Raw genomic sequence first — 23,989 nt, 5'->3', positions numbered from 1 at the left:
ACGTCACGCGAACGTCGATCTCGGTGCAGGAAGCGGGCCCCTTAGTGGCCGAGCCGACCGCGACCCATCCGCAGCAGCAGCATCGCCAGGTCCTTGCCGTCCGGGCCGAGCTCGCTGTAGCGCTCGATGACCTTCATCTCCCGGCTGTGCACCAGCCGGGTGCCGCCCGAGGCCATCCGCGCCTTGCCGATCTGCTGGGACACCTCGGTGCGGCGCTTGACCGCGGCCAGAATGGTCGCGTCCAGGTGGTCGATCTCCTGCCGCAGCTCATCGATATCGGGGAGCTGCGCGGCTTCTACAGTCATGGGTGGGGTCTCCGGATTCTCGCTGTTGGTGGCTTCTGGTCCCATCCGCATCCCGGCTTCACACAACAGACGAGCCCCGGATCCGGACGCGGACCGCGGGGCTCTAGGAAGCAGCTACACCACGGGCACCGCTGGCCGGTACCCGTAGAAAAATCGAAGCTGCGCGTTGAGCACGAATTGAGTCTGCCACTAAGGGCCGTGCCTGCGCAAAGGCTGTCACCGGGCGGCGGTACGTTAGGGCAGAGATGAGTGTGAACCTTCCCGACACGCGGCCAGACCTCGACACCGACCACCTGCTCGACGGGCTGAACCCCCAGCAGCGCCAGGCGGTGCTGCACGAGGGCTCGCCGCTGCTGATCGTGGCCGGGGCGGGCTCGGGCAAGACGGCGGTGTTGACCCGGCGCATCGCCTACCTGCTGGCGGCGCGCGACGTCGGGGTCGGGCAGGTGCTGGCCATCACCTTCACCAACAAGGCCGCCGCCGAGATGCGCGAACGGGTGGTGGGTCTGGTCGGCGCGCGGGCCCGCGCCATGTGGGTGTCGACGTTTCACTCGATGTGCGTGCGGATCCTGCGCAACCAGGCGGCGCTGATCCCGGGGCTGAACTCCAATTTCTCGATCTATGACGCCGACGATTCGCGGCGGCTGCTGCTGATGATCGGCCGTGACATGGGCCTGGACGTCAAGCGGCACTCGCCGCGGCTGCTGGCCACCGGCATCTCCAACCTGAAGAACGAGCTGATCGACCCCGACCAGGCGGTCGCCAACCTCACCGACGCCTCCGACGACCTGACCCAGGTCATCGCCACCGTCTACGCCGAATACCAGCGCCGGCTGCGGGCGGCCAACGCGCTGGATTTCGACGACCTGATCGGCGAGACGGTCGGGGTGCTGCAGGCCTTCGACCAGGTCGCCCAGCACTATCGGCGCCGGTTCCGGCACATCCTGGTCGACGAATACCAGGACACCAACCACGCCCAGTACGTGCTGGTGCGCGAACTTACCGGGCACGGTGCCGCCGATGACGGGGTGCCGCCGGCGGAACTGTGCGTCGTCGGGGACGCCGACCAGTCGATCTACGCGTTCCGTGGCGCCACCATCCGCAATATCGAAGACTTCGAACGCGACTACCCCGACGCGACCACCATCCTGCTGGAGCAGAACTACCGCTCCACCCAAAACATCCTGTCGGCGGCCAACTCGGTGATCGCCCGCAACGCCGGGCGCCGCGAAAAGCGGTTGTGGACCGACGCCGGGGAAGGCGAGCTGATCGTCGGCTACGTCGCCGACAACGAGCACGACGAGGCCCGGTTCGTCGCCCAGGAGATCGACGCCCTCGCCGACGGCGGGGAGATCACCTACAACGACGTCGCGGTGTTCTACCGGACCAACAACTCCTCGCGGTCGTTAGAAGAGGTGTTCATCCGGGCCGGCATCCCGTACAAGGTCGTGGGCGGCGTGCGGTTCTACGAGCGCAAGGAGATCCGCGACATCGTCGCCTACCTGCGGGTGCTGGACAACCCCGGCGACACGGTGAGCCTGCGACGCATCCTGAACACCCCGCGCCGCGGGATCGGGGACCGTGCCGAAGCCTGCGTCGCGGTGTACGCCGAGAACACCGGTGCCGGCTTCGCCGACGCGTTGGCCGCCGCCGCCGACGGCAAGGTGCCGATGCTCAACACCCGCTCCGAGAAGGCGATCGCCGGGTTCGTCGAGATGCTCGACGAGCTGCGGGGCGGCCTGGACGGGGATCTCGGCGAGTTGGTCGAGGCGGTGTTGGACCGCACCGGCTACCGCCGGGAACTGGAGTCCTCGCACGACCCGCAGGATCTGGCCCGGCTGGACAACCTCAATGAACTCGTCAGCGTCGCACACGAATTCGCCATCGACCGGGCCAACGCGGCGGCGTTGGAGGAGTCGTTGGACGCCCCGGACGACGAAGACGTGCCCGACACCGGTCTGCTGGCCGAGTTCTTGGAACGGGTGTCGCTGGTCGCCGACGCCGACGAGATCCCCGAGCACGGCGCCGGCGTGGTCACCTTGATGACGTTGCACACCGCCAAGGGGTTGGAGTTCCCGGTGGTGTTTGTGACCGGCTGGGAGGACGGCATGTTCCCGCACATGCGGGCACTGGGCGACCCGCGCGAACTCTCCGAGGAGCGGCGGCTGGCCTACGTCGGCATCACCCGGGCGCGCCGACGGCTCTATGTCAGCCGCGCCAAGGTGCGTTCCTCGTGGGGCCAGCCCATGGTGAACCCGGAATCCCGTTTCCTGCAGGAGATCCCGGCCGAGCTCATCGACTGGCGGCGCACCGACCCCACCCCGTCGTATTCCGCCCCGGTCAGCGGCGCCGGCCGCTTCGGTGCCCCGCGCCCGTCCCCGACGCGCAGCGCCAGCAAGCGCCCGCTGGTGGTGCTGGAACCCGGGGATCGGGTGACGCACGACAAGTACGGGCTGGGCCGGGTAGAGGAAGTCTCCGGTGTCGGGGAATCGGCGATGTCGCTGATCGACTTCGGCAGTTCCGGGCGGGTCAAGCTGATGCACAACCACGCCCCGATCACCAAGCTGTAGGTAGTTCGCGATCGGTCGGGTCAGCTGACCGCGCGGTTTGCGTGACCGGCCCGGCACCACCGTTCGGTGGAGGCCGCGAGGGCCAGCATCGCCGTCACGGACGCCACGCTGATGCCCACCACCAGCCTGGGCACGCCGATCGCGATCTCAGGCCCATACTTTTGCGAAAGGTCTTGAGAATAGGCAAAATTGACCAGGTTGAGCAGGACGGCGCCCACGCATCCTGTGACGATGATCAACCTACCGGCGCTGCGCCGGCGCAGCAGCATGATGCCCCCTACCAGGAGTGCGATCGCAATGACGAACGCCGCCAGGCCGACGAACCCGAAGTAGCCCGTGCTCAGGCCGGCGGACTCCAACTCCGGGGATCCGACCAACATGATGTTGGAAATGGCGGCGAGGCCATTGGCGATGCCGCCCAGCAGGCTCAGGGTCCCGGCGGTGAGGGCGGTACCCCTGCTGGGCGGTGACTCGTAGCGCGGCGGAGTGCCGTCACCGGGCTCCGGCTGGGACGGATCCATGCCACTGAACGCTAGCAGCGTGCCCCCAGCGGGAGGCCAGTGTTCGTCAGCGCGGCCGCCCGGTGGGTAACCACACTTTTGCTCACCACACTGTGGGCGGCGGCGCGCTCGCCCGCCTCGCCAAACACCAGCGCTTGGTGGGTGCTACCGATGCAGCGATAATTATCGGTGCTCCGATCGTCGCGGTGACAACGATGCCGATGATGGCCGCGTGTAGCGGCGCCGCGTAATGCTTGTGTGCACTACGGATCAGTTCGGCGAACACCAACGCGACGATTTGCATCGCGATCGAGGTCGCGCAGGTAATGATCAGGACGATCCGGCCGGACAGCCGTCGGCACAGCAACATGATTCCGCCGACGAGAAGCGCCACCGCGACCGCGAACGACACCACCCCCACGAACACAAGGAAATGGGTCCCGTCGACAGGCATGCGATTTCGGCGTCGCGTAACCGTTGCGAGAAGCGACACCGAGGCAACGACATAGATCGCGCAACCAAGAAAACTCAACACCGCCGCGGTGATGGCGGTGGCGCCGCTGGGGCGCGGGTAGCCGGGCTGTGCTGGTGGCATGGCCCAGCCCGGCTGACCGGGCGGCTGCTGCCGAGGGTTCATAGCCGCGCACGCTATCAGGGGAGGCCGGGTACAGCACACAAACGTCGATTGCCGATCTGGCGTGCGCATGTCCACGGCGGTGAGCCGGTCACCACGGCGGCGGTGGTCGCCTTGCTACACACCAGCGGTGGGTGGGCGGCACCAGCGCCAGCGTCATCGTCACCGCCGGCATCACCAGGTTCAGCGCCAGGCCGGGTAGCCCGTAGGTTGAGGCCGCAAACGCGTAGTCGCGCATTGCGTTTTGGGTATAGCCGAAACTGATGAGCGCCATCGCGATGGCGATCCCGCACGCCACGGCGATGACCAGCCGTCCGGCCAGTTTCCGGCGGAGCAGCAGGATCCCGCCGACGAGCAGCGCTACGGCCAGTACGCACGAGACCAGGGTCAAGAACACAAAGAAGCCGACGTTCAGGCCGGCGGCTGCCGCCAGGGACTCCCCGATCAACGACGACCACACCACGACGACGCCCGAAATGACGCCTACCCCGTTGGCGGCGCTGCCGAGAAAACTCAACACCGCCGCGGTGATGGCGGTGGCGCCGCTGGGCGGCGGTGCAGGGGGGCCAGGCTGGGGTGGATGCCCATACGGGTAGCCGCGGTACGGGTACTGCGGCGGCGTGCCCCAACCCGGTTGGCCCGGCCAGGGGTCCATCACCACGCGCCGGGCGGCGGCGCGGGCAGGCTCGGCGGTTTGGTCAGGCACCACCGCCGGGTCGGTCCCACCAGCGCCAGCGTCATCGTCACACCCGGCATCACCGTGTTCAGCAGCAAGCCGACCGCGCTGCTGGTGAAGCCGGTAACTCCGTACCCGCGCAACAGATGTTCGGAGAAGGCGTAACTCGCGATCGCCATCAGGATGACGGCCCCACACGACACCGCGATCACCATTCGTCCGGTGAACTGGCGGCGCAGCAGCATGATGCCGCCGACCAGAAGGCCGGCGGCGACGGCACCGGATACCACCGCCAGCAACGCGAAGAAGCCACCGGACACGTTGCTGTACTTGGTGAGCGGCGAGGCGAGCCCCAACAGGCTGCCGAGGGCGCCGATCCCGTGCACGAGACTGCCGAGGAAGCTCAAGATCGCGGCGGTGATGGCCGTCGCGCCGCTGGGCTGCAGGGCGGCGCCCAGCGGGGGATAGCCCGCCTGACCGTAGGGGGTGCCCGCCGCGGGGCTATACGGATTCCCCGCCTGGCCATAGGGATTCCCTACCTGGCCATAGGGATTCGCCGGTTGGCCATACGGATTTCCCGCGGGGGCGCCGTACGGATTCGGCCCCGGGTTGGGGCCCCACCCCGGCTGTCCGGGCGGCCCCTGCCAGGGTGTCACCATGGACCGGGCGCCGGTGCGCCGGTCCGCGCCGGGGACGCCAAGCACCACAGCCGGGTGGACGGCACCAGCGCGAGCGCCATCGTGATCGCCGGCATCACCAGGTTGAACAGCAGGCCGCCCATCCCATAGCCCAGGCCCGCCGCGCTGTTGACCGGCATGCCGTATTCGCTGGAAATGTTGTGCAGCATGTGTTGGCCGTAGGCGAAACCGATCAGTGCGATCAGCATCGCCGCCGCGCACGCCCCGGCAATGACGGTCCGGCCCACCAGGCGGCGGCGCAGCAGCAGGATCCCCCCGGTCGTCAGCGCCGCGGCCAGCGCCAGCGAGACCAGAGCGGAGAAGGCGAAGTAGCCGGTGCTGGCGTATTTCGCCCACGGTGCGCTCAACGCGATGGCCGTCCCGATGACCCCGACGCCGGAGGCCACCGCGCCCAGGAAACTCAACACGGCGGCCGCGATCGCGGTCCCGCCACTGGGTGCGGCACCCGGGTAGCCCGGCGGTGGGTAGGGAGCCCCGGGGTAGGGGCCGCCCACCGGCGGCGGACCGTACTGTCCCGGCGGAGGACCGTACGGTCCTGGAGGCGTCGTGAGACCCCAACCCGGTTGGCCGGGCGGCTGCCAAGGGTTCATGCTGATGAACGCTATCAGGGGCAGGTGGCTGCGGTGGCCGCGAATTTCGGGCCGGGGCGGGCCGGGCTCAGCCGACCAGCCAGCGTTTGGTGGCGGGCAGCAGTGCGAGCACCCCGCTGGCGATTTGCAGCACGGGGATGGTGTGCACGATCCACGGCACCCGGGCACCCGCGATGAACACGCTGCCGAACGTCAACAAGGCGATCACGGCGCCGACCGCGATCAGGTAGCGGCCATAAGGTTGGCGCCGCAGCAGCAGGATCACCCCGGACACCGTGGTCGCCGCGAACACCAACGTCAGAAACCCGACCGCGACGCAGAACAGGCGGTCCGACCCCCACCACCCCGCGATCAGGTCGGTGGCCACCACCGCGGTCGCCCAGCCGCTGAGGATGGTGACGGCGCTGGTGGCGATGGCCGTTTTGCCGCTGGACTCCGGCACGGCGGGGCCCCCGTAGGGCACGGGCGCCGGCGCGGGTGGTGGCCGGTGCTGGGCAACCCGGGTGGTCGGGATCGGTATCGCCCCGGTGGGGGCCCGACGGATGATGCCGGTTCGGGGACCCGTGGAGGGCCCGGTCACCGGGCCGCTGGACGTGCGTGGGTTCGCGCCGGAGAAGGGTTCGTGCGAATCGGTCACCAGACCAGGCTAGCCACCCATGTTGATGCCGCGCTTGGCCAGCCACGGGACCGGGTCGATCCGGCTGGAGCCGTTGAGCAGCACTTCGAAATGCAGGTGCGGGCCGGTGGAGTCGCCGCGGTTGCCCATCGTCGCAATCTGATCGCCGGCCATCACCCGCTCGCCGACGCCGACCGTGGTGGTGTTGACGTGGCCGTACAGGGTGACCGTGCCGTCGAAGTGACGCAGCTTGACCAGCATGCCGTAGCCGGCGCTGGGCCCCGCCTCGATAACGACACCGTCGGACACCGCCAGGATCGGGGTGCCGATGGAGTTGGCCACGTCGATGCCGCCGTGCAGGGCACCCCAGCGGTAGCCGAAGGCCGAGGTGAAGATGCCGCGGGTGGGCTGGACGTACAACGGCCGCTGCAGCCGCGCCTCACGTTCGGCGCGTTCCTGCGCGAAGGCGACGCCCTTGGCGAGTTCCTCGTCGTGGACCACGGCGTTCGCGGCGGGCCGGACGGTGACCATCTGCATGTTCTGCGTGGCGGTGGGCCCGGTGCCGCCGCCCATCGAGGCGGCGCCGGCGGCCAGCACCGTCGTCGTCGACGGGGCAGCGGAGTGACTGAGCGCGGCGTGCGCCGCGGCGGAGGCCGCGCCGGCGGCCATGGCCGCGATCAGAATGCGGCCCTTGACCGCGCTGGTCGCCGGCTTGCGGTGCTGTCCGCGACGTACGGTCGGCGCGTCCAGCGGCAGCGCGGTCAGGTTGTCGGTGTCGTGCAGGTCATCCAACTCGGGGGCCTGCAATACACCGGCTTCGTCGTCGAAGGTCGGCTCGGCGAGATCACCGAACTCGTCGAACGGGATGATGTCGGTGACTTCGTTACGGCTAGGTGCGGGGACGTTCGATCCACGGGTGGCTCCGGTATCGGGAGACTGAGCCCAGCCGCGGTGCGTCAACCTGGAATCCCTCGGGTCGTGACCATAACGTTACATAGACCTTGGAGAGAGTAGCGACCGGCCGCCGAAACTGGCAAGTCATCCGGCAAATCCGCTTCTACCTGTGACTTGAATCACTTCGCATCCTCGGTGAGATGTGCCACATGTGTGGTAGGCGGCAAAGGGTACTCGCTAGTAGGTCGATACAGTTCCCCGGGCGAAGTTCATAGAACCGACCGCGACTCAAGCAAGCCGTTAGCCGACCATAGACAGTGAGGCCATGGATCTTTTCGAGTATCAGGCGAAGGAGTTATTCGCCAAGCACAGTGTTCCCACCACCCCGGGCCGCGTAACCACCTCCGCCGAGGACGCGCAGGCCATCGCCACCGAGATCGGCCGACCGGTGATGATCAAGGCGCAGGTCAAGGTAGGCGGCCGCGGTAAGGCCGGGGGCGTTAAGTACGCCGCTACGCCGGAGGACGCGCTCACCCACGCCAAGAACATCCTCGGTCTGGACATCAAGGGCCACATCGTCAAGAAACTGCTGGTGGCCGAGGCCAGCGACATCGCCGAGGAGTACTACATCTCCTTCCTGCTCGATCGGGCCAACCGCACCTACCTGGCGATGTGCTCGGTGGAAGGCGGCATGGAGATCGAAGAGGTCGCCGCGACCAAACCGGAACGGCTGGCCAAGGTGCCCGTCGACGCCGTCAAGGGCGTGGACCTGGCGTTCGCCCGCTCCATCGCCGAGCAGGGCCACCTGCCCGCCGACGTGCTCGACGCGGCGGCGGTGACGATCCAGAAGCTGTGGGAGGTCTTCGTCGCCGAGGACGCCACCCTGGTGGAGGTCAACCCGCTGGTGCGCACCCCCGACGACCAGATCCTGGCGCTGGACGGCAAGGTCACGCTGGACGCCAACGCCGACTTCCGGCAGCCCGGCCACGCCGAGTTCGAGGACCGCGAGGCCACCGATCCGCTGGAGCTCAAGGCCAAGGAGAACAACCTCAACTACGTCAAGCTGGACGGTCAGGTCGGGATCATCGGCAACGGCGCCGGCCTGGTGATGTCGACGCTGGACGTGGTCGCGTACGCGGGGGAGAAGCACGGCGGGGTCAAGCCGGCCAACTTCCTCGACATCGGTGGCGGCGCGTCGGCCGAGGTGATGGCCGCCGGGTTGGACGTCATCTTGGGCGATGATCAGGTCAAGAGCGTGTTCGTCAACGTGTTCGGTGGGATCACCGCGTGTGACGCGGTCGCCACCGGCATCGTCAAGGCGTTGCAGATTCTCGGTGACGCCGCCACCAAGCCGCTGGTGGTGCGCCTGGACGGCAACAACGTCGACGAAGGTCGGCGCATCCTGGCCGAGGCCAACCACCCGCTGGTGACGTTGGTTGCCACCATGGACGAGGCCGCCGACAAGGCGGCCCAGCTGGCCAACGCCGGAAAGGACGCGTAAGGCGATGTCGATCTTCATCAACAAGGACAGCAAGGTCATCGTCCAGGGCATTACCGGCAGTGAGGCCACCATCCACACCGCGCGGATGCTCAAGGCCGGCACCCAGATCGTCGGCGGGGTCAACGCCCGCAAGGCCGGCACCACCGTGTCGCACGAGGACAAGGGCGGCCGGCTGATCAAGCTGCCGGTGTTCGGCAGCGTGTCCGAGGCCATGGAGAAGACCGGCGCCGACGTGTCGATCATCTTCGTGCCGCCCAAGTTCGCCAAGGACGCCATCGTCGAGGCGATCGACGCGGAGATCCCGCTGCTGGTGGTCATCACCGAGGGCATCCCGGTGCAAGACAGCGCCTACGCGTGGGCCTACAACGTGGACAAGGGCAACAAGACCCGCATCATCGGCCCCAACTGTCCGGGCATCATCACCCCGGGCCAGGCGCTGGTCGGCATCACCCCGGCCAACATCACCGGCTCGGGTCCGGTCGGGTTGGTGTCCAAGTCGGGCACCTTGACCTACCAGATGATGTACGAGCTGCGCGATTTCGGGTTCTCCACGTCCATCGGCATCGGCGGTGACCCGGTCATCGGCACCACCCACATCGACGCCATCGAGGCCTTCGAGAAGGACCCCGAAACCAAGGTCATCGTGATGATCGGCGAGATCGGTGGGGACGCCGAGGAGCGGGCCGCCGAGTTCATCAAGGCCAACGTGTCCAAGCCGGTGGTCGGCTACGTCGCCGGATTCACTGCGCCCGAGGGCAAGACGATGGGGCACGCCGGGGCGATCGTGTCCGGGTCGTCGGGCACCGCGGCGGCCAAGAAGGAGGCCCTCGAGGCTGCCGGGGTGAAGGTGGGCAAAACCCCGTCGGAAACCGCGGCGCTGGCCCGCCAGATCCTGGAGAGCCTGTAACGGTTTCCCCCGTTTCCCCGGTTTTCCCGCGAGCAGACGCAGAATCGCACCCGGACCGGTCCGGGAATGCGATTCTGCGTCTGCTCGGCGTAGAAAGGTGACCACATGAGCGTCCACCCGCGCACCCCAGTGGTGGTCGGGGTCGGCCAGGCCGCCGAGCGGATCGACGACGCCGAGTATCGCGCCATGTCCCCGGTCGAGTTGGCCGCCGCCGCCGCGCAGGCCGCCTTGGACGACGCCGGCGCCGACGCCGCCCTGGTCGCCAAGGCCGTCGACACCGTGGTGGCCACCCGGCAATTCGAGAACTCGATTCCGAAAGCTCCGGCGCCGCTGGGTAAGTCGAACAACTTCCCGCGGTCGGTGGCGCGTCGGATCGGCGCGGATCCCGCGCGGGCGGTGCTGGACAAGGTCGGTGGCCAGGGACCGCAAAAGCTGGTCTCCGAATTCGCGGCGGGCATCGCCGCCGGCGCCGCCGACGTGGTGCTGCTGTGTGGATCCGATGCGACGTCGACACTGCGGCACTTCGCCGACGCGGAGGACAAGCCAGACTTCACCGAGACCGTCGACGGCCAGCTGGAGGACCGCGGCTTCGGGCTGGAGGAGTTCGTCGAGCGCTACACGGTGATCCACGGGCTGACCGGGGCGCCGGTGCAGTACGGGCTGCTGGAGAACGCCCGCCGCGCGCGGCTGGGATTGGGTCCGGCCGACTACCTGCAGGCGATGGGCGAGCTGTTCGCCCCGTTCACCAAGGTGGCCGCCAAGAACCCGCTGTCGGCCTCACCGGTCGAGCGTTCGGTGGACGAGCTGATCACGATCAGCGAGAGCAACCGGATGATCTGCGACCCGTACCCCCGGCTGCTGGTGGCCCGCGACCAGGTCAACCAGGGTGCGGCCGCGCTGCTGATGTCGGTGGAGGCCGCCCGCCGGCTCGGGGTGCCCGAGGACCGCTGGGTGTACCTGCACGGCCACGCCGATATGCGCGAGCAGCGGCTGCTGGAGCGCCCCGATTTGGGTGGCTACCCGGCCGCCGTCACCGCGGTGACCGAGGCGCTGGCGGTGGCCGGCATCGGCCTCGACGACGTCGCGGCCCTCGACCTGTACAGCTGCTTTCCCGTCCCGGTGTTCAACATCTGCGATGCGTTCGGGTTGTCAGCGGACGATCCGCGCGGCCTGACGCTGACCGGGGGGCTGCCGTTCTTCGGCGGCGCCGGCAACAACTACTCGATGCACGCGATCGCCGAGGCCGTGGCCGCCACCCGCAGGGCGCCCGGCCAATTCGCGTTGGTCGGCGCCAACGGCGGGATGCAGAGCAAATACTCGGTGGGGGTGTATTCGACCACGCCGACGGACTGGAAACCCGGCAACAGCCGCGCCTTGCAGGACGAGTTCGACGCGCTGCCCACGGTCGCCGTCACCGAGCAGGCCGACGGGCCCGCGACGATCGAGACCTACAGCGTCCGCTACGACTGGCCGACGCGGACCGGGATCGTCATCGGCCGACTCGACGCCGACGGCACCCGCTTCCTGGCCACCACCGAGGACGAGGACCTGGTGGCGCTGCTGTCCGACGGCGAACCGCTCGGGGCCCAGATCACCGTGCGCGCGCTCGACTACGGCAACCGCTGCAGCCTGCGCTAGCGCCTTAGCCCTGGGCGCGAGCGTGCGCAAAATGCCAGTTCAAGGGGCGTTTTCGCGTACATTTGCGCACCCTCGCGGTGACCGCGGCGAGGGCGGCGGCGAGGGGCGCGAGGGGGCTGCCGTGACGGGCTAGGCCAGGGCGCCGAGTTTGCTGGCCAGCCGCTCCACGTAGGCGGCCACTTCGGCTTCGGGCTTGTCCGGCAGGCCGAACAGCACCTCGGTGACCCCCAACTCGGCCCAGTGCGCCAGCTTCTCGGGCACCGGCTTGAAATCCAGCGCGACGATCTGCGGCGCCCCGTCGCGGTCGGCGGCCGCCCAGGTGTCCTGCAGGAGCTTCACCGGGGCGTCGATGTCGAAGTCGCGCGGTGTGGTGATCCACCCGTCGGCGCTACGCGCGATCCACTTGAAGTTCTTCTCGGTGCCGGCGGCCCCGACCAGCACCGGGACATGCGACTGCACCGGCTTGGGCCAGGCCCAGCTGGGCCCGAACTTAACGAATTCACCGTCGTAGGAGGCTTCCTCCTGGGTCCACAGCGCCCGCATCGCCTCGAGGTACTCGCGCAGCATGGTGCGGCGCCGCCCCGGTGGCACGCCGTGGTCGGTGAGTTCGTCGGTGTTCCAGCCGAACCCGACGCCCAGGCTCACCCGACCGCCGGACAGGTGATCCAGGGTGGCGATCGACTTCGCCAAGGTGATCGGGTCGTGCTCGACGGGCAGCGCCACCGCGGTCGACAGACGCACGCGCGAGGTGACCGCGCACGCCGCGCCGAGACTCACCCACGGGTCCAGGGTGCGCATATAACGATCGTCGGGCAGCGATTCGTCGCCCGTCGTCGGGTGCGCGGCCTGGCGTTTGACCGGGATATGGGTGTGCTCGGGCACGTAGAAGGTCTGGAAACCGTGTTCGTCGGCAAGCTTGGCGGCCGCCGCCGGGGTGATGCCGCGATCGCTGGTGAATAGTACGAGCCCGTAATCCATGCCTCGAATTAGAACGTGTTCCAGTTGGGGAGGCAACCACCGGGGTGGTCAAAGCGCCCCAAACGTCGGGCGATGCCGCCGCGAATGACATCCAGATCGGCGCAGCGGACCCGCGGCTGCGTGCGCTAGCGTAGGTGGTCGAACCGCGTCGCATCGCCCGCTCCGCCGAGCTGCGGCGTTTTATGGCGCGGTCCGACGTAGCGTCGCGGGGAAGCGACGTCTGGGGTAGCGTCCACCACGCGACGCTGCAACAGCACTGGAAGCACAGGAGAAGCCATGACCTACCCGCCGGGAACCTCCGGATATCCGCCCGCACAGCAGCCGCCCGGTTCCTACGGGTCCGCGACTGCCTCGTTCGCTAAGACCGAGGACGCCGAGAGCAAGCTGCCGCTGTACCTGGCCGTCGCGACGGTGGTGCTCGGGCTGGCGGCGTATCTGGCCACCTTTGGCCCGATCCACGTCAGTGAGGACGGTGACTTTTCCAGCAGCGGTGCCGGCCAGGGCATCGCGGTGGCGGTTGTGGCCGCGCTGCTCGCCGCGGTGGGTTTGCTGCCGAAAGCCAAGAACTACACGCCGATCGTCGCGGTGATCGCGGCGGGCGGTGCGCTGCTGACGATCTCGGAAGCCTTGACCCCGGGTGAACACTTCGCCACCGGTTGGGGTCTGTGGTTGGCGTTGGGCTTCACCGTCCTGCAGGCGGTCGCCGCGGTGGTTGCGCTGCTGCTGGAGGCGGGTGTGGTCACCGCGCCGGCGCCCAAGCCCAAATACGACCAGTACGCGCAGTACGGCCTCCCGCAGGGGGGCGGCTACTACGGTCAGCCCGGCGGACAGCAGGCCCCGGGGCAGCAGCAGTCCGGCTACCCGTCGTATGGCAGCTACCCGTCGGGACCGTCGACCGGAGGATTCAGTGCGCAGGGACCTTCGACGGGCGGATTCGCCACCGGCGCCCAGCCGACGCAGCAGGTCCAGCAGCAGCCGCAGGGGCAGCAGGGCCAGCAGCACCAAGGTCCGCCCACCCCGCCGACCGGGTTCCCCAGCTTCAGCCAACCCCCGTCCGGTGGACAGGGCGGCCCGAATTCCGGCCACGGTCAGCAGCAGCACGGCCAGCAGCAGCACGGCCAGGGCCAGCAGGCGCCGTCGGGACCCCAGCAGCAATAATCGCGCGCTCTCGCGCCAGTTAGGGTGCGTGCGCGAAGAGTGACATCGGTGCAGGACAGTCGCGCAGCGGGCGCACGCCAGGCACGTGACCTGGTCCGGGTTGCATTCGGCCCGGCACTGGTCGCGCTGGTAGTCATCGCGGCAGTGACGTTGGTGCAGTTGCTGTTTGCCAACAGCGACATGACCGGCGCACTGGGGGCCATCGCCAGCATGTGGCTGGGTGTGCACCAGGTACCGATCTCGATCGGCGGCCGCGAGCTGGGCGTGATGCCGCTGCTGCCGGTGCTGCTGATGGTGTGGGGCACGGCGCGCACCACCGCCCAGGCGACCCTCGGGCACTCATCCTGGTTCGTCATCCGCTGGATCGTGGCGTCGGCGCTGGGCGGACCGCTGCTGATCGCCGCAATCGCGCTGGCCGTCATCCACGACGCGGCCTCGGTGATCACCGAGCTGCAGACCCCCAGCGCCGCGGGGGCGTTCGCGCACGTGCTGGTGGTGCACGCCATCGGCGCCGGAATCGGTGTCGGGTCGCGGGTGGGCCGGCGACTGTTGGCGATATCGATGCTGCCCGATTGGCTGGCCGGCTCGGTGCGGGCCGCGGCCGCGGGGGTGCTGGCGCTGGTCGGGTTGTCGGCCGCGGTGACGACCGGGTCGCTGGTGGTGCACTGGTCGACCATGCACGAGCTGTACGCGATCACCGACTCGGTGTTCGGCCAGTTCAGCCTCACCGTGCTGTCAATGCTGTATGCGCCCAACGTGATTGTCGGCACCTCGGCGATGGCGGTGGGATCCAGTGCGCATATCGGTTTCGCGACGTTCAGCTCGTTTTTCGTGTTCAGCGGCGACATCCCGGCGCTGCCGATCCTGGCGGCGGCGCCGAGCCCGCCGCTGGGCCCGGTGTGGGTGGCGTTGCTGATCATCGGCGCGTCCTCCGGGGTGGCGGTCGGCCAGCAGTGCGCGCGACGGGCGTTGCCGCTGCTGCCGGCCATGGCCAAGCTGCTGGTTGCCGCGCTGATCGCGGCGTTGGCCATGGCGCTGCTTGGGTATGCCGGCGGCGGTCGGCTCGGCAATTTCGGCGATGTCGGCGTGGACCAAAGCACCTTCGGTGTCGCGGTGTTCGGCTGGTTCGCGGTCGTCGGCGCGGTCACGGTGGCGATGAGCGGCGGCATCACCCGTCGGCCCCGTGCGCCCAAACCCGCGCGTCGAGCCGAAGCTGCTCCGGCGCCCGCACCCGCTGCGGCGCCCGCACCCGAGCCGGAGGTCGCGCCCGAGTCGGATGCCGATGGCGGGACGGAGGAGGAGGAGCCCAGCGCCGAAGCCGCCGCGTCGGTCGAGGACCCGAGCCCCGACGCCGCGGCCGAGCCGTTCGGGGACCCCGAGGACGAGATGTTCGCCGACGACGACGTCGCACCGGGTGACGGCGATGCCGGCAGCGGCCCCGACGAACCGCACCGCCCGTCGGACTGACGACCGAGACTGTGGTGAGGGCACCGAGACTGCGTTGAGGGCATCGAGACTGCGCCCATGGCGTCGAGACTGCGGTGAGGACGCACCTGCCACTGAAATTTTGGCCTGGGCGCAGGCTCGGTGCCGTGAGCGCAGGCTCGAGGCCCTGAGCGCAGGCTCGGCGCCGTAGATGCAGGCTCGACGTCGTACATGCAGCCTCGCAGCCGTAGCTTCAGCCTCGACGCCACCAGCGCAGCCTCGATCCACATCCGCGTGCCGCCGGGCGGCCCGCATCGCCGCCGGGCTAGGCTCGTGACGTGCAGCAAACGCTCCGTGTGCCCCCGAGTGCACCGGCCCGGCTGGTGGTGCTGGCCTCGGGAACGGGGTCGCTGCTCCAGTCCTTGCTCGACGCCGCCGTCGCGGACTATCCGGCGCGGGTCGTCGCCGTCGGCGTGGACCGCAGTTGCCGGGCCGTCGAGGTCGCCGAGGCCGCCGGCGTCGCGGCGTTCACCACCCGGCTGGTCGACTACCCCGACCGCGCCGCCTGGGACGCCGCCATCACCGAGGCCACCGCCGCGCATGCACCCGACTTCGTCGTCTCCGCGGGTTTCATGAAGATCCTTGGACCGCAGTTCCTTTCTCGCTTCCCCGGACGCATCCTGAACACCCACCCGGCGCTGTTGCCGGCTTTCCCCGGCGCCCACGCCGTGCCCGAGGCGCTCCAGTACGGCGTGAAGGTCACCGGGTGCACGGTGCACCTGGTGGATGCCGGCACCGACACCGGGCCGGTGCTGGCCCAGCAGCCCGTTCCGGTGTTCGACAACGACGACGAGGCCACCCTGCATGAGCGCATCAAAGTTGTCGAGCGGCAACTGTTGGTGGACGTGGTGGCGGCACTGGTCACCGGTGGCGTGACCTGCATCGGACGAAAGGCGACCATAGGATGACGGACAGAAGGCCGATCCGCCGCGCGCTGATCAGCGTCTACGACAAGACCGGGCTGGTCGAGTTGGCCCGCGGCCTGCACGCCGCCGGTGTGGAGATCGTCTCCACCGGCTCGACCGCGAAGACCATTGCCGACAAAGGCATTCCGGTGAAACCGGTGGAAGAGGTGACCGGCTTTCCCGAGGTGCTCGACGGCCGGGTGAAGACCCTGCATCCGCACGTGCACGCCGGGCTGCTCGCCGACCTGCGCAAGCCCGAGCACGCCGCGGCGCTGGCCGAGCTGGGGATCGCCGCGTTCGAACTCGTGGTGGTCAATCTGTACCCGTTCAGCGAGACCGTGGAGAGCGGGGCCGGCGTCGACGAGTGCGTCGAGCAGATCGACATCGGCGGACCGTCGATGGTGCGGGCGGCCGCCAAGAACCACCCGAGCGTGGCGGTGGTGGTCGACCCCCTCGGCTACGACGGTGTGCTGGCCGCGGTCAAGGCCGGCGGGTTCACCCTGGCCGAACGGAAACGACTGGCGACACTGGCTTTTTGGCACACCGCCGAATACGACGTCGCGGTGGCCGGCTGGATGGGCTCGACGCTGGCCGACGACGAACCGCGAGAGCCGTTGCCGGAGTGGTTCGCCGGGACCTGGCAGCGCTCGGCGCAGCTGCGATACGGCGAGAACCCGCACCAGCAGGCCGCGCTCTACGCCGATGCCAGCGCCTGGCCGGGTTTGGCGCAAGCCGACCAGCTGCACGGAAAAGAGATGTCGTACAACAACTTCACCGACGCCGACGCGGCGTGGCGGGCCGCGTTCGACCACGAAGAGATCTGCGTGGCGATCATCAAACACGCCAACCCGTGCGGCATCGCGATCTCCGCGGAGTCGGTCGCCGACGCGCACCGCAAGGCCCACGACTGCGACCCGCTGTCCGCATTCGGTGGGGTGATCGCGGCGAACACCGAAGTCAGCGTGGAGATGGCGGAGTACGTCAGCACCATCTTCACCGAAGTCATCGTCGCGCCGGCGTATGCGCCGGGAGCCGTGGAGGTGCTGGCCCGCAAGAAGAACATCCGCGTCTTGGTGGCCTCCGAACCGCTGCGCGGCGGCACCGAGCTGCGCCAGGTCAGCGGCGGGCTGCTGATGCAGCGCCGCGACGGACTCGACGCGCCCGGCGACAACCCGGCCAACTGGACGCTGGCCACCGGATCGCCGGCCGACCCCGCGACCCTGGCCGATCTGGTGTTCGCCTGGCGCACCTGCCGCGCGGTCAAGTCCAACGCGATCGTCGTCGCCGCCAACGGCGCCACCGTCGGGGTCGGCATGGGGCAGGTCAACCGGGTCGACGCCGCCCGGCTGGCCGTCGAACGGGGCGGGGACCGGGTCCGCGGCGCGGTCGCGGCCTCCGACGCGTTCTTCCCGTTCCCGGACGGGCTCCAGACGCTGACCGCGGCCGGGGTGCGCGCGATCGTGCACCCGGGCGGCTCGGTCCGCGACGACGAAGTCACCGCCGCGGCCACCCAGGCCGGGGTGACCCTGTACCTGACCGGGGCCCGCCACTTCGCCCACTAAAAGCCCTGCACACACCGTGCGCGACCCCAGCACGCTTTACAAAAAGATTGCAGGCACTTACTATCTAACGGATAGTTCGCTGATCGCCCGCAGTCGCGGAGCGACGCGATGAGCAGGGGTGGCGCTAATGGCCTACGACGTGATCATTCGCAACGGCCTGTGGTTTGACGGCACCGGCCGGGCCCCGCAGGTCCGCACGCTGGGCATCCGGGACGGCGTGGTGCGCACCGTGTCCGCCGATCCGGTCGACGAAACCGGCTGCCCCGACGTGATCGACGCCGCGGGCAAGTGGGTGGCGCCGGGCTTCATCGACGTGCACACCCACTACGACGCCGAGGTGCTGCTCGATCCGGGGCTGCGGGAGTCGGTGCGCCACGGTGTCACCACGGTGCTGCTGGGCAACTGTTCGCTGTCCACGGTGTACGCCGACTCCGAGGACGCCGCCGACCTGTTCAGCCGCGTCGAGGCGGTGCCGCGCAAGTTCGTGCTGGGCGCGCTGCAGGCGAAGAAGACCTGGTCGACGCCCGCGGAGTACGTCCGCGCCCTCGACGCGCTGCCGCTGGGGCCCAATGTCGGCTCGTTGCTTGGTCATTCCGATCTGCGGGCGGCGGTGCTGGGGCTGGACCGGGCCACCACGCCCGGGGTCCGGCCGACCGCGGCCGAGTTGGACCGGATGGCCGCGCTGCTCGACGAGGGGCTGGCCGCCGGACTGCTCGGCATGTCCGGGATGGACGCGGCCATCGACAAGCTCGACGGTGACCGGTTCCGGTCGCGGGCGCTGCCGTCCACCTTCGCCACCTGGCATGAACGCCGCAGGCTGATCGGTGTGCTGCGCCACCGCGGCCGGATCCTGCAGAGCGCGCCCAACGTGAAGAATCTGCTGTCGGGGGTCCAGTTCTTCCTGGCCAGCAGCCGGATGTTCGGCCGCCGCCGCGGCGTCCGGATGAGCCTGCTGGTCTCTGCCGACACCAAGTCGATGCCCGCCTCGACCGCAATCCTGGGCCCGCTGACCCGGCTGCTCAACACCGCGCTGACCTCGTCCGTGCGGTTCCAACACCTGCCGGTGCCGTTCGAATTGTATTCCGACGGCATCGATCTGCCCGTCTTCGAAGAGTTCGGGGCCGGCACTGCGGCCCTGCATCTGCGGGACCAGTTGGAGCGCAACAAATTGCTGGCCGACGTCGAGTACCGCCGCAAGTTCCGGCGCCAGTTCGACCGGCGCAAACTGGGGCCGACGTTGTGGCACCGCGACTTTCACGACGCGGTGATCGTCGAATGCCCCGACCACAGCCTGATCGGCAAAAGCTTCGGGCAGATCGCCCACGAGCGCGGGCTGCACCCGCTGGACGCGTTCCTCGACGTGCTGGTCGACAACGGCGAGCGCAACGTCCGGTGGACCACCACCGTGGCCAACCACCGGCCCAAACAACTCGACAAGCTGGCCGGCGAGCCCACCATCCATCTGGGGTTCTCCGATGCCGGTGCGCACCTGCGCAACATGGCGTTCTACAACTTTCCGGTGCGGCTGCTCAAGCGGGTGCTCGACGCGAACACCGCCGGCCATCCGTTCCTGTCCGTCGAACGGGCGATCTATCGCCTCACCGCCGAAGTCGCGGACTGGTTCGGCCTGCAGGCCGGGACGCTGCGGGAAGGCGACCGCGCCGATTTCGTGGTGATCGACCCTGCGGGGCTGGACGATTCGGTGGACGGCTACCACGAGGAAGCGGTCCCGTTCTACGGCGGTCTGCGCCGGATGGTCAACCGCAACGACGCGGCCGTGGTCGCCACCGGCGTCGGCGGTGCGGTGGTGTACCGCCACGGTGAATTCCGCGCCGGGTACGGTACGACGGTGAAGTCCGGGCAGTTCTTGCGGGCCGGTGCCCGTCAACCGCAGCACGCCTGACATGGCCCGCACCCAGCAGCAACGCCGCGAGGCCACCGTCGCGCGGCTGCTCGACGCCAGCATCGCCACCATCGCCGAGATCGGCTACGCCCGGGCGTCGGCCAAGGTGATCACCGCCCGCGCCGGGGTTTCGGACGGGGCGCTGTTCCGGCACTTCGACACCATGGGTGACTTCATGGCCGCCACCGCCCACGAGGTGTCGCGCCGGCAGCTGGACCTGTTCACCAAACGCGTCGCGGAGATCCCCGCCGACCGGTCGGCGCTGGAAGCGGCGCTGACCATCCTGGCCGATCTGACCGGCAACGCCACCAACGCCGTGCTGTACGAGCTGATGATCGCCGCCCGCACCGACGACAAACTGCGGGTCACGTTGCGCAACGTGCTCGCCGACTACCGGGCGAAGATCTTCGACGCCGCCCGTGCCCTGCCCGGCGCCGACGGGTTTCCCGCCGACCTGGTGCCCAACCTGGTGGCGCTGGTCACCAATAGCTTTGACGGCGCGGCGCTCGTGGAAGCGGTGCTGCCGCAGCCGGATCTGGCGGCCAAGCGCATTCCGCTGTTGCTGTCGCTGCTCGCCTCGGTGCCGAGCGGCCAGCCCGACTAGGCGCTGGCCTCGTCGGGCACCGTCATCACGTAGTCGATGAACGTGGCGATCTCCCGGACCGCCCGGCGCGCATCGGGGTTCACGTCGAAGCTGAGCTGGAACATGTGCATCGACTTGTGCCACACCTGCACCCAGGACGGCACCCCGGCGGCGGTGAGCCGCTCGGCCAACACGTGGGTGTCGCCCAGCAGCATCTCGTGGGTGCCGACCTGCAGCAGGCACGGACCCAGGCCGCGCAGATCGGCGTCCGGCGGCATCAGCGGCAGCTCCCGGGTGCCGTTGACGGTGGCGAAGACGTCGTAGATGAACTTGACCGTCATAAACGGGAACAGCACGTCGCGATGGGTTTTCAGGGCCCGATACTTGAGGTCCATGTCCGACGACGTCAACGGCGACAGCAGCGCCTGCCCGGCCGGCACCGGCAGCCCGGCGTCGCGGACCGCCAGCGCGGTCAGCGCCGCCATCAAACCGCCGGCGGAATCCCCGGCCAGCACGATGCGCTCCGAGGCAAACCCCAGCGACAGCACCTGGCGGTAGGCGTCGACGCCGTCGGCGATCGCCTCCTCGACACCGGCCTGCGGCGCCAACCGGTAGCCGACGTTGAGCACCTGCGCGTCGGCGGCCTCGGACAGCTTGCTGACGAACCGGCGGTGGGAGTTGAGGCCCAGCGTCACCAGCGCCGACCCGTGGAAGTAGACGATCACCCGGTCGGAGTTCCGCGCGGCCGGGGCGATGACCCATTCGGCCGGGCAGTTCGGCAAGGTGACCGTCGTCACGGCGGTGCCCGGCAGCGGCGGCACCACCCGCAGCGGCTTGTCGATCACGTCGAGCCGGGCGCGTTGCAGCAGGTCCGGGCGGATCCGGTTGATCACCAGGCCGATCAGGGTCAGGGCGCCGAGCACCGGCCGAACGAAGATGGCGGTCAACGTGCCCAGCATCCGGGACTGCCAGCAGGCCGGTCCGTAGTGGGCGGTCGCGGGCCGGTCCTCCCAATCAGGCAAATTCACGGTACCAAGGGTATCGGGTACGCCCGGCCGCGCCGAAATCGGCGGGGAAATGTCTGGCCGCGCAGACGGGCGGTCCGCCATACTTGGCCGCGTGTCCGATCAGCCGCCGCCCGAACCGGGTGAGTTCCGCGCCAAGCCGGGTTCGGCGCGTCGCTCACCGCAGGAGAAGAAGCGGCTGAGCTACGACCGGGACTGCCGCAACTGCTACGGCGAGAACGACAAGTCGTCCCGCAAGGCGATCCGCTTCCACAAGCGGCGGGTCAACAAGACCAACCGCCACCATGACCGCCAGGCCCTGCAGCGCTCCACCGGCCCACGCCAACCCGACACCGAGGACCTCACCGAGCAGCGGCTGCACGCTCGGAAACGCAAGAAATGGCAGAAGGGGGCCGACGCGCCGCTGGGCGGCTACGTCAACGTCAAACTGAGACGTCGCCGCGGCGAGAGCCGGTACGACGACAGCACTTGGAACCAGCGGGTGTGGGAGTACCGCAGCTGAATCCGAACGCCTGGTATGACGGGGTGGCGACCGCGTCGTAGCGTGGAGTGGTGACTTCACCGCAGACGCTGCCCCGCACCCTCGGCGAATTGCGCGCCGCCGGCCACCGCGAGCGGGGGATCAAAGCCGAAATCCGGGAGAACCTGCTGGCCCGCCTCGCCGAAGGCGCCGATGGTGAAGCGATCTGGCCGGGGATCTGGGGCTTCGACGACACCGTGATCCCGCAGCTGGAGCGGGCGCTGATCGCCGGTCACGACTTCGTGCTGCTCGGCGAACGCGGCCAGGGCAAGACCCGGCTGCTGCGGTCGCTGGTCGGTCTGCTCGACGAGTGGACGCCGGTGATCGCCGGCGCCGAGCTCGGCGAGCATCCCTATTCGCCGATCACCCCGGAGTCCATCCGGCGCGCCGCCGACCTCGGCGACGAGCTGCCGGTGGCGTGGAAACACCGCAGCGAGCGCTACACCGAGAAGCTGGCCACGCCGGACACCAGCGTGGCCGACCTGGTCGGCGACATCGACCCGATCAAGGTCGCCGAGGGCCGCACCCTGGGCGATCCGGAGACCATCGCCTACGGCCTGATCCCGCGGGCGCACCGCGGCATCGTCGCGGTCAACGAGCTGCCCGACCTGGCCGAGCGCATCCAGGTGTCGATGCTCAACGTGATGGAGGAACGCGACATCCAGGTGCGCGGCTACACGCTGCGGCTGCCGCTGGACGTGCTGGTGGTGGCCAGCGCCAACCCGGAGGACTACACCAACCGCGGCCGGATCATCACCCCGCTCAAGGACCGGTTCGGTGCCGAGATCCGCACCCACTACCCGTTGGAGCTCGACGCGGAGGTCGGTGTCATCGCGCAGGAGGCGCACCTGAGCGCGCAGGTGCCCGACTATCTGCTGCAGGTGATGGCCCGGTTCGCCCGCTACCTGCGCGAATCCCGCTCCGTTGACCAGCGCTCGGGGGTGTCGGCCCGGTTCGCGATCGCCGCGGCCGAGACGGTGGCCGCCGCTGCCCGGCACCGCGGCGCGGTGCTGGGCGAGACCGACCCGGTGGCCCGGGTGGTCGATGTGGGCACGGTGGTCGACGTGCTGCGCGGCAAGCTCGAGTTCGAATCCGGTGAGGAGGGCCGCGAACAGGCGGTGCTCGAACACCTGCTGCGCCGCGCCACCGCCGACACCGCGTCCCACGTGCTCGGCGGGGTGGACGTGGGCCCGCTGGTGTCCGCGGTGGAGCGGGGTGCGGTGGTGACGACCGGGGAGCGGGTGTCGGCCAAGGATGTGCTGGCCGCGCTGCCCAACCTGCCGGTCGTCGAGGCGATCGCGCACCGGTTGGGCGCGGAAACCGATGGGGAACGCGCCGCGGCGCTGGAGTTGGCGCTCGAGGCGCTGTATCTGGCCAAACGCATCGACAAATCGTCGGAGGACGGCGAAACCGTCTATGGCTAAACGGCACTCATCGCGATACTCGGCGTACACCGGCGGTCCCGACCCGCTGGCCCCGCCGGTGGATCTGCGTGAGGCGTTGGAAGAGATCGGCCGGGACGTGATGGAGGGCACGTCGCCGCGCCGGGCGCTGTCCGAGCTGCTGCGGCGCGGCACCAAGAACCTGACCGGGGCCGACCGGTTGGCCGCGGAGGCCAACCGTCGTCGACGAGAATTGCTGCGCCGCAACAATTTGGACGGGACGCTGGGCGAGATCAAGAAGCTGCTCGACGAGGCGGTGTTGGCCGAACGCAAGGAGTTGGCCCGCGCCCTGGACGACGACGCCCGGTTCTCCGAGTTGCAGCTCCAGGCGCTGCCGTCGTCGCCGGCCAAGGCCGTCCAAGAGCTCTCGGATTACCAGTGGCGATCCGGTGAGGGCCGGGAAAAATACGAGCAGATCAAGGATCTGCTCGGCCGCGAACTGCTCGACCAGCGCTTCGCCGGCATGAAACAGGCGCTGGAGGGCGCCAGCGACGAGGACCGCCAGCGCGTCGCCGACATGCTCGACGACCTCAACGACCTGCTGGACAAGCACGCCCGCGGCGAGGACACGCCGCAGGACTTTCAGGACTTCATGGACAAGCATGGCGAGTTCTTCCCGGAGAACCCGCGCAATGTTGAGGAGCTGCTGGATTCGCTGGCCAAACGCGCGGCGGCCGCGCAGCGGTTCCGCAACAGCCTGTCCGCCGAGCAACGCGCCGAACTCGACGAACTGGCCATGCAGGCGTTCGGATCACCGGCGCTGCAGCAGGCGCTGATGCGGCTGGACGCGCATCTGCAGGCGGCGCGTCCGGGCGAGGACTGGTCGGGCTCCGCGGAGTTCTCCGGGGACAACCCGCTGGGGATGGGGGAGGGGGTGCAGGCGCTGGCCGACATCGGCG

Annotated in this window: 23 protein-coding genes; 13 read left to right on the top strand and 10 right to left on the bottom strand. The window is 69.2% G+C overall.

What is annotated here, in order from left to right:
- Positions 1-41: 41 nt before the first annotated feature.
- Positions 42-350 carry a chorismate mutase gene (locus BKN37_RS10700; RefSeq protein WP_083341714.1) on the bottom strand — a complete coding sequence of 103 codons (309 nt, stop codon included), beginning with the start codon at positions 348-350 and terminating at the stop codon, positions 42-44.
- Positions 351-550: 200 nt separating this feature from the next.
- Between BKN37_RS10700 and pcrA the strand changes: the two genes are divergently transcribed.
- On the top strand, positions 551-2,875 hold the full coding sequence (gene pcrA / locus BKN37_RS10695) for a DNA helicase PcrA (RefSeq protein WP_071025337.1): 2,325 nt from the start codon (positions 551-553) through the stop codon (positions 2,873-2,875).
- A gap of 20 nt (positions 2,876-2,895) precedes the next feature.
- Here pcrA and BKN37_RS10690 read toward each other — a convergent pair whose 3' ends face one another.
- The 7 genes from BKN37_RS10690 to BKN37_RS10660 form a co-directional block, all read right to left on the bottom strand.
- Positions 2,896-3,396 (bottom strand): hypothetical protein, encoded by a 501-nt coding sequence (locus tag BKN37_RS10690; RefSeq protein WP_071025334.1) that lies wholly within the window; start codon positions 3,394-3,396, stop codon positions 2,896-2,898.
- An 82-nt stretch (positions 3,397-3,478) separates the two neighbouring features.
- Positions 3,479-3,970 (bottom strand): hypothetical protein, encoded by a 492-nt coding sequence (locus BKN37_RS28840; RefSeq protein ID WP_207547231.1) that lies wholly within the window; start codon positions 3,968-3,970, stop codon positions 3,479-3,481.
- Positions 3,971-4,100: 130 nt separating this feature from the next.
- Entirely contained in the window at positions 4,101-4,715 is a 615-nt protein-coding gene (locus BKN37_RS10680; RefSeq protein ID WP_131823564.1) for a hypothetical protein, read from the bottom strand.
- Positions 4,664-5,344 carry a hypothetical protein gene (locus tag BKN37_RS10675; protein WP_131823563.1) on the bottom strand — a complete coding sequence of 227 codons (681 nt, stop codon included), beginning with the start codon at positions 5,342-5,344 and terminating at the stop codon, positions 4,664-4,666. Before BKN37_RS10675 ends, BKN37_RS10680 begins: the two co-directional genes overlap by 52 nt.
- Positions 5,338-5,877 carry a hypothetical protein gene (locus BKN37_RS10670; protein WP_071025326.1) on the bottom strand — a complete coding sequence of 180 codons (540 nt, stop codon included), beginning with the start codon at positions 5,875-5,877 and terminating at the stop codon, positions 5,338-5,340. Before BKN37_RS10670 ends, BKN37_RS10675 begins: the two co-directional genes overlap by 7 nt.
- Positions 5,878-6,040: 163 nt before the next feature.
- Positions 6,041-6,610, bottom strand: a complete 570-nt coding sequence (locus BKN37_RS10665) for a hypothetical protein (RefSeq protein ID WP_071025324.1) — start codon at positions 6,608-6,610, stop codon at positions 6,041-6,043.
- A gap of 9 nt (positions 6,611-6,619) precedes the next feature.
- Positions 6,620-7,549, bottom strand: a complete 930-nt coding sequence (locus BKN37_RS10660) for a M23 family metallopeptidase (RefSeq protein WP_071025322.1) — start codon at positions 7,547-7,549, stop codon at positions 6,620-6,622.
- Between the two features lie 259 nt (positions 7,550-7,808).
- On the opposite strand from BKN37_RS10660, the gene sucC reads away from it, so the two are divergent.
- The 3 genes from sucC (at position 7,809) to BKN37_RS10645 (ending at position 11,529) form a co-directional block, all read left to right on the top strand.
- Entirely contained in the window at positions 7,809-8,984 is a 1,176-nt protein-coding gene (sucC, locus tag BKN37_RS10655) for an ADP-forming succinate--CoA ligase subunit beta (protein WP_071025320.1), read from the top strand.
- Between the two features lie 4 nt (positions 8,985-8,988).
- Complete coding sequence (gene sucD, locus BKN37_RS10650; protein WP_071025318.1) at positions 8,989-9,891, top strand: succinate--CoA ligase subunit alpha; 903 nt, start codon at positions 8,989-8,991, stop codon at positions 9,889-9,891.
- A gap of 105 nt (positions 9,892-9,996) precedes the next feature.
- Positions 9,997-11,529: an acetyl-CoA acetyltransferase gene (locus BKN37_RS10645; RefSeq protein WP_071025316.1), complete on the top strand. Its 1,533-nt coding sequence runs from the start codon at positions 9,997-9,999 to the stop codon at positions 11,527-11,529.
- A gap of 129 nt (positions 11,530-11,658) precedes the next feature.
- On the opposite strand, the gene BKN37_RS10640 is transcribed toward BKN37_RS10645, so the two are convergent.
- Positions 11,659-12,507: an LLM class F420-dependent oxidoreductase gene (locus tag BKN37_RS10640; RefSeq protein WP_071025313.1), complete on the bottom strand. Its 849-nt coding sequence runs from the start codon at positions 12,505-12,507 to the stop codon at positions 11,659-11,661.
- 276 nt (positions 12,508-12,783) lie between these two features.
- Between BKN37_RS10640 and BKN37_RS10635 the strand changes: the two genes are divergently transcribed.
- The 6 genes from BKN37_RS10635 (at position 12,784) to BKN37_RS10610 (ending at position 20,124) form a co-directional block, all read left to right on the top strand.
- Positions 12,784-13,665, top strand: coding sequence for a DUF5336 domain-containing protein (locus BKN37_RS10635; protein WP_071025311.1), 882 nt, complete (start codon positions 12,784-12,786; stop codon positions 13,663-13,665).
- Positions 13,666-13,713: 48 nt separating this feature from the next.
- Positions 13,714-15,132, top strand: a complete 1,419-nt coding sequence (locus BKN37_RS10630; RefSeq protein WP_071025309.1) for a cell division protein PerM — start codon at positions 13,714-13,716, stop codon at positions 15,130-15,132.
- 296 nt (positions 15,133-15,428) lie between these two features.
- Entirely contained in the window at positions 15,429-16,058 is a 630-nt protein-coding gene (gene purN / locus BKN37_RS10625) for a phosphoribosylglycinamide formyltransferase (protein WP_071025307.1), read from the top strand.
- Positions 16,055-17,617 (top strand): bifunctional phosphoribosylaminoimidazolecarboxamide formyltransferase/IMP cyclohydrolase, encoded by a 1,563-nt coding sequence (purH, locus tag BKN37_RS10620; protein WP_071025305.1) that lies wholly within the window; start codon positions 16,055-16,057, stop codon positions 17,615-17,617. The genes purN and purH overlap by 4 nt, the downstream gene beginning before the upstream one ends.
- 127 nt (positions 17,618-17,744) lie before the next feature.
- Positions 17,745-19,520 (top strand): N-acyl-D-amino-acid deacylase family protein, encoded by a 1,776-nt coding sequence (locus tag BKN37_RS10615; RefSeq protein ID WP_071025304.1) that lies wholly within the window; start codon positions 17,745-17,747, stop codon positions 19,518-19,520.
- Position 19,521: 1 nt separating this feature from the next.
- Positions 19,522-20,124: a TetR family transcriptional regulator gene (locus BKN37_RS10610; protein WP_071025302.1), complete on the top strand. Its 603-nt coding sequence runs from the start codon at positions 19,522-19,524 to the stop codon at positions 20,122-20,124.
- Here BKN37_RS10610 and BKN37_RS10605 read toward each other — a convergent pair.
- Positions 20,121-21,131 carry an alpha/beta hydrolase gene (locus BKN37_RS10605; protein WP_071025300.1) on the bottom strand — a complete coding sequence of 337 codons (1,011 nt, stop codon included), beginning with the start codon at positions 21,129-21,131 and terminating at the stop codon, positions 20,121-20,123. The two genes, BKN37_RS10610 and BKN37_RS10605, sit on opposite strands and share 4 nt — an antisense overlap.
- A gap of 91 nt (positions 21,132-21,222) precedes the next feature.
- On the opposite strand from BKN37_RS10605, the gene BKN37_RS10600 reads away from it, so the two are divergent.
- From BKN37_RS10600 to BKN37_RS10590, 3 genes are all read left to right on the top strand, one after another.
- Positions 21,223-21,630, top strand: a complete 408-nt coding sequence (locus BKN37_RS10600; protein ID WP_071025297.1) for a hypothetical protein — start codon at positions 21,223-21,225, stop codon at positions 21,628-21,630.
- A gap of 47 nt (positions 21,631-21,677) precedes the next feature.
- Entirely contained in the window at positions 21,678-23,072 is a 1,395-nt protein-coding gene (locus tag BKN37_RS10595) for a sigma 54-interacting transcriptional regulator (protein ID WP_071025295.1), read from the top strand.
- Positions 23,065-23,989, top strand: a 925-nt coding sequence (locus BKN37_RS10590) for a GAF domain-containing protein (RefSeq protein ID WP_479724551.1), incomplete at its 3' end; no start/stop codon positions are given. The genes BKN37_RS10595 and BKN37_RS10590, both read left to right, overlap by 8 nt.

Origin of the sequence: Mycobacterium talmoniae, from assembly GCF_001854525.1 — a bacterium.
Lineage (GTDB): Bacteria > Actinomycetota > Actinomycetes > Mycobacteriales > Mycobacteriaceae > Mycobacterium > Mycobacterium talmoniae.
This window is presented reverse-complemented; position numbering and strand designations above follow the sequence as displayed.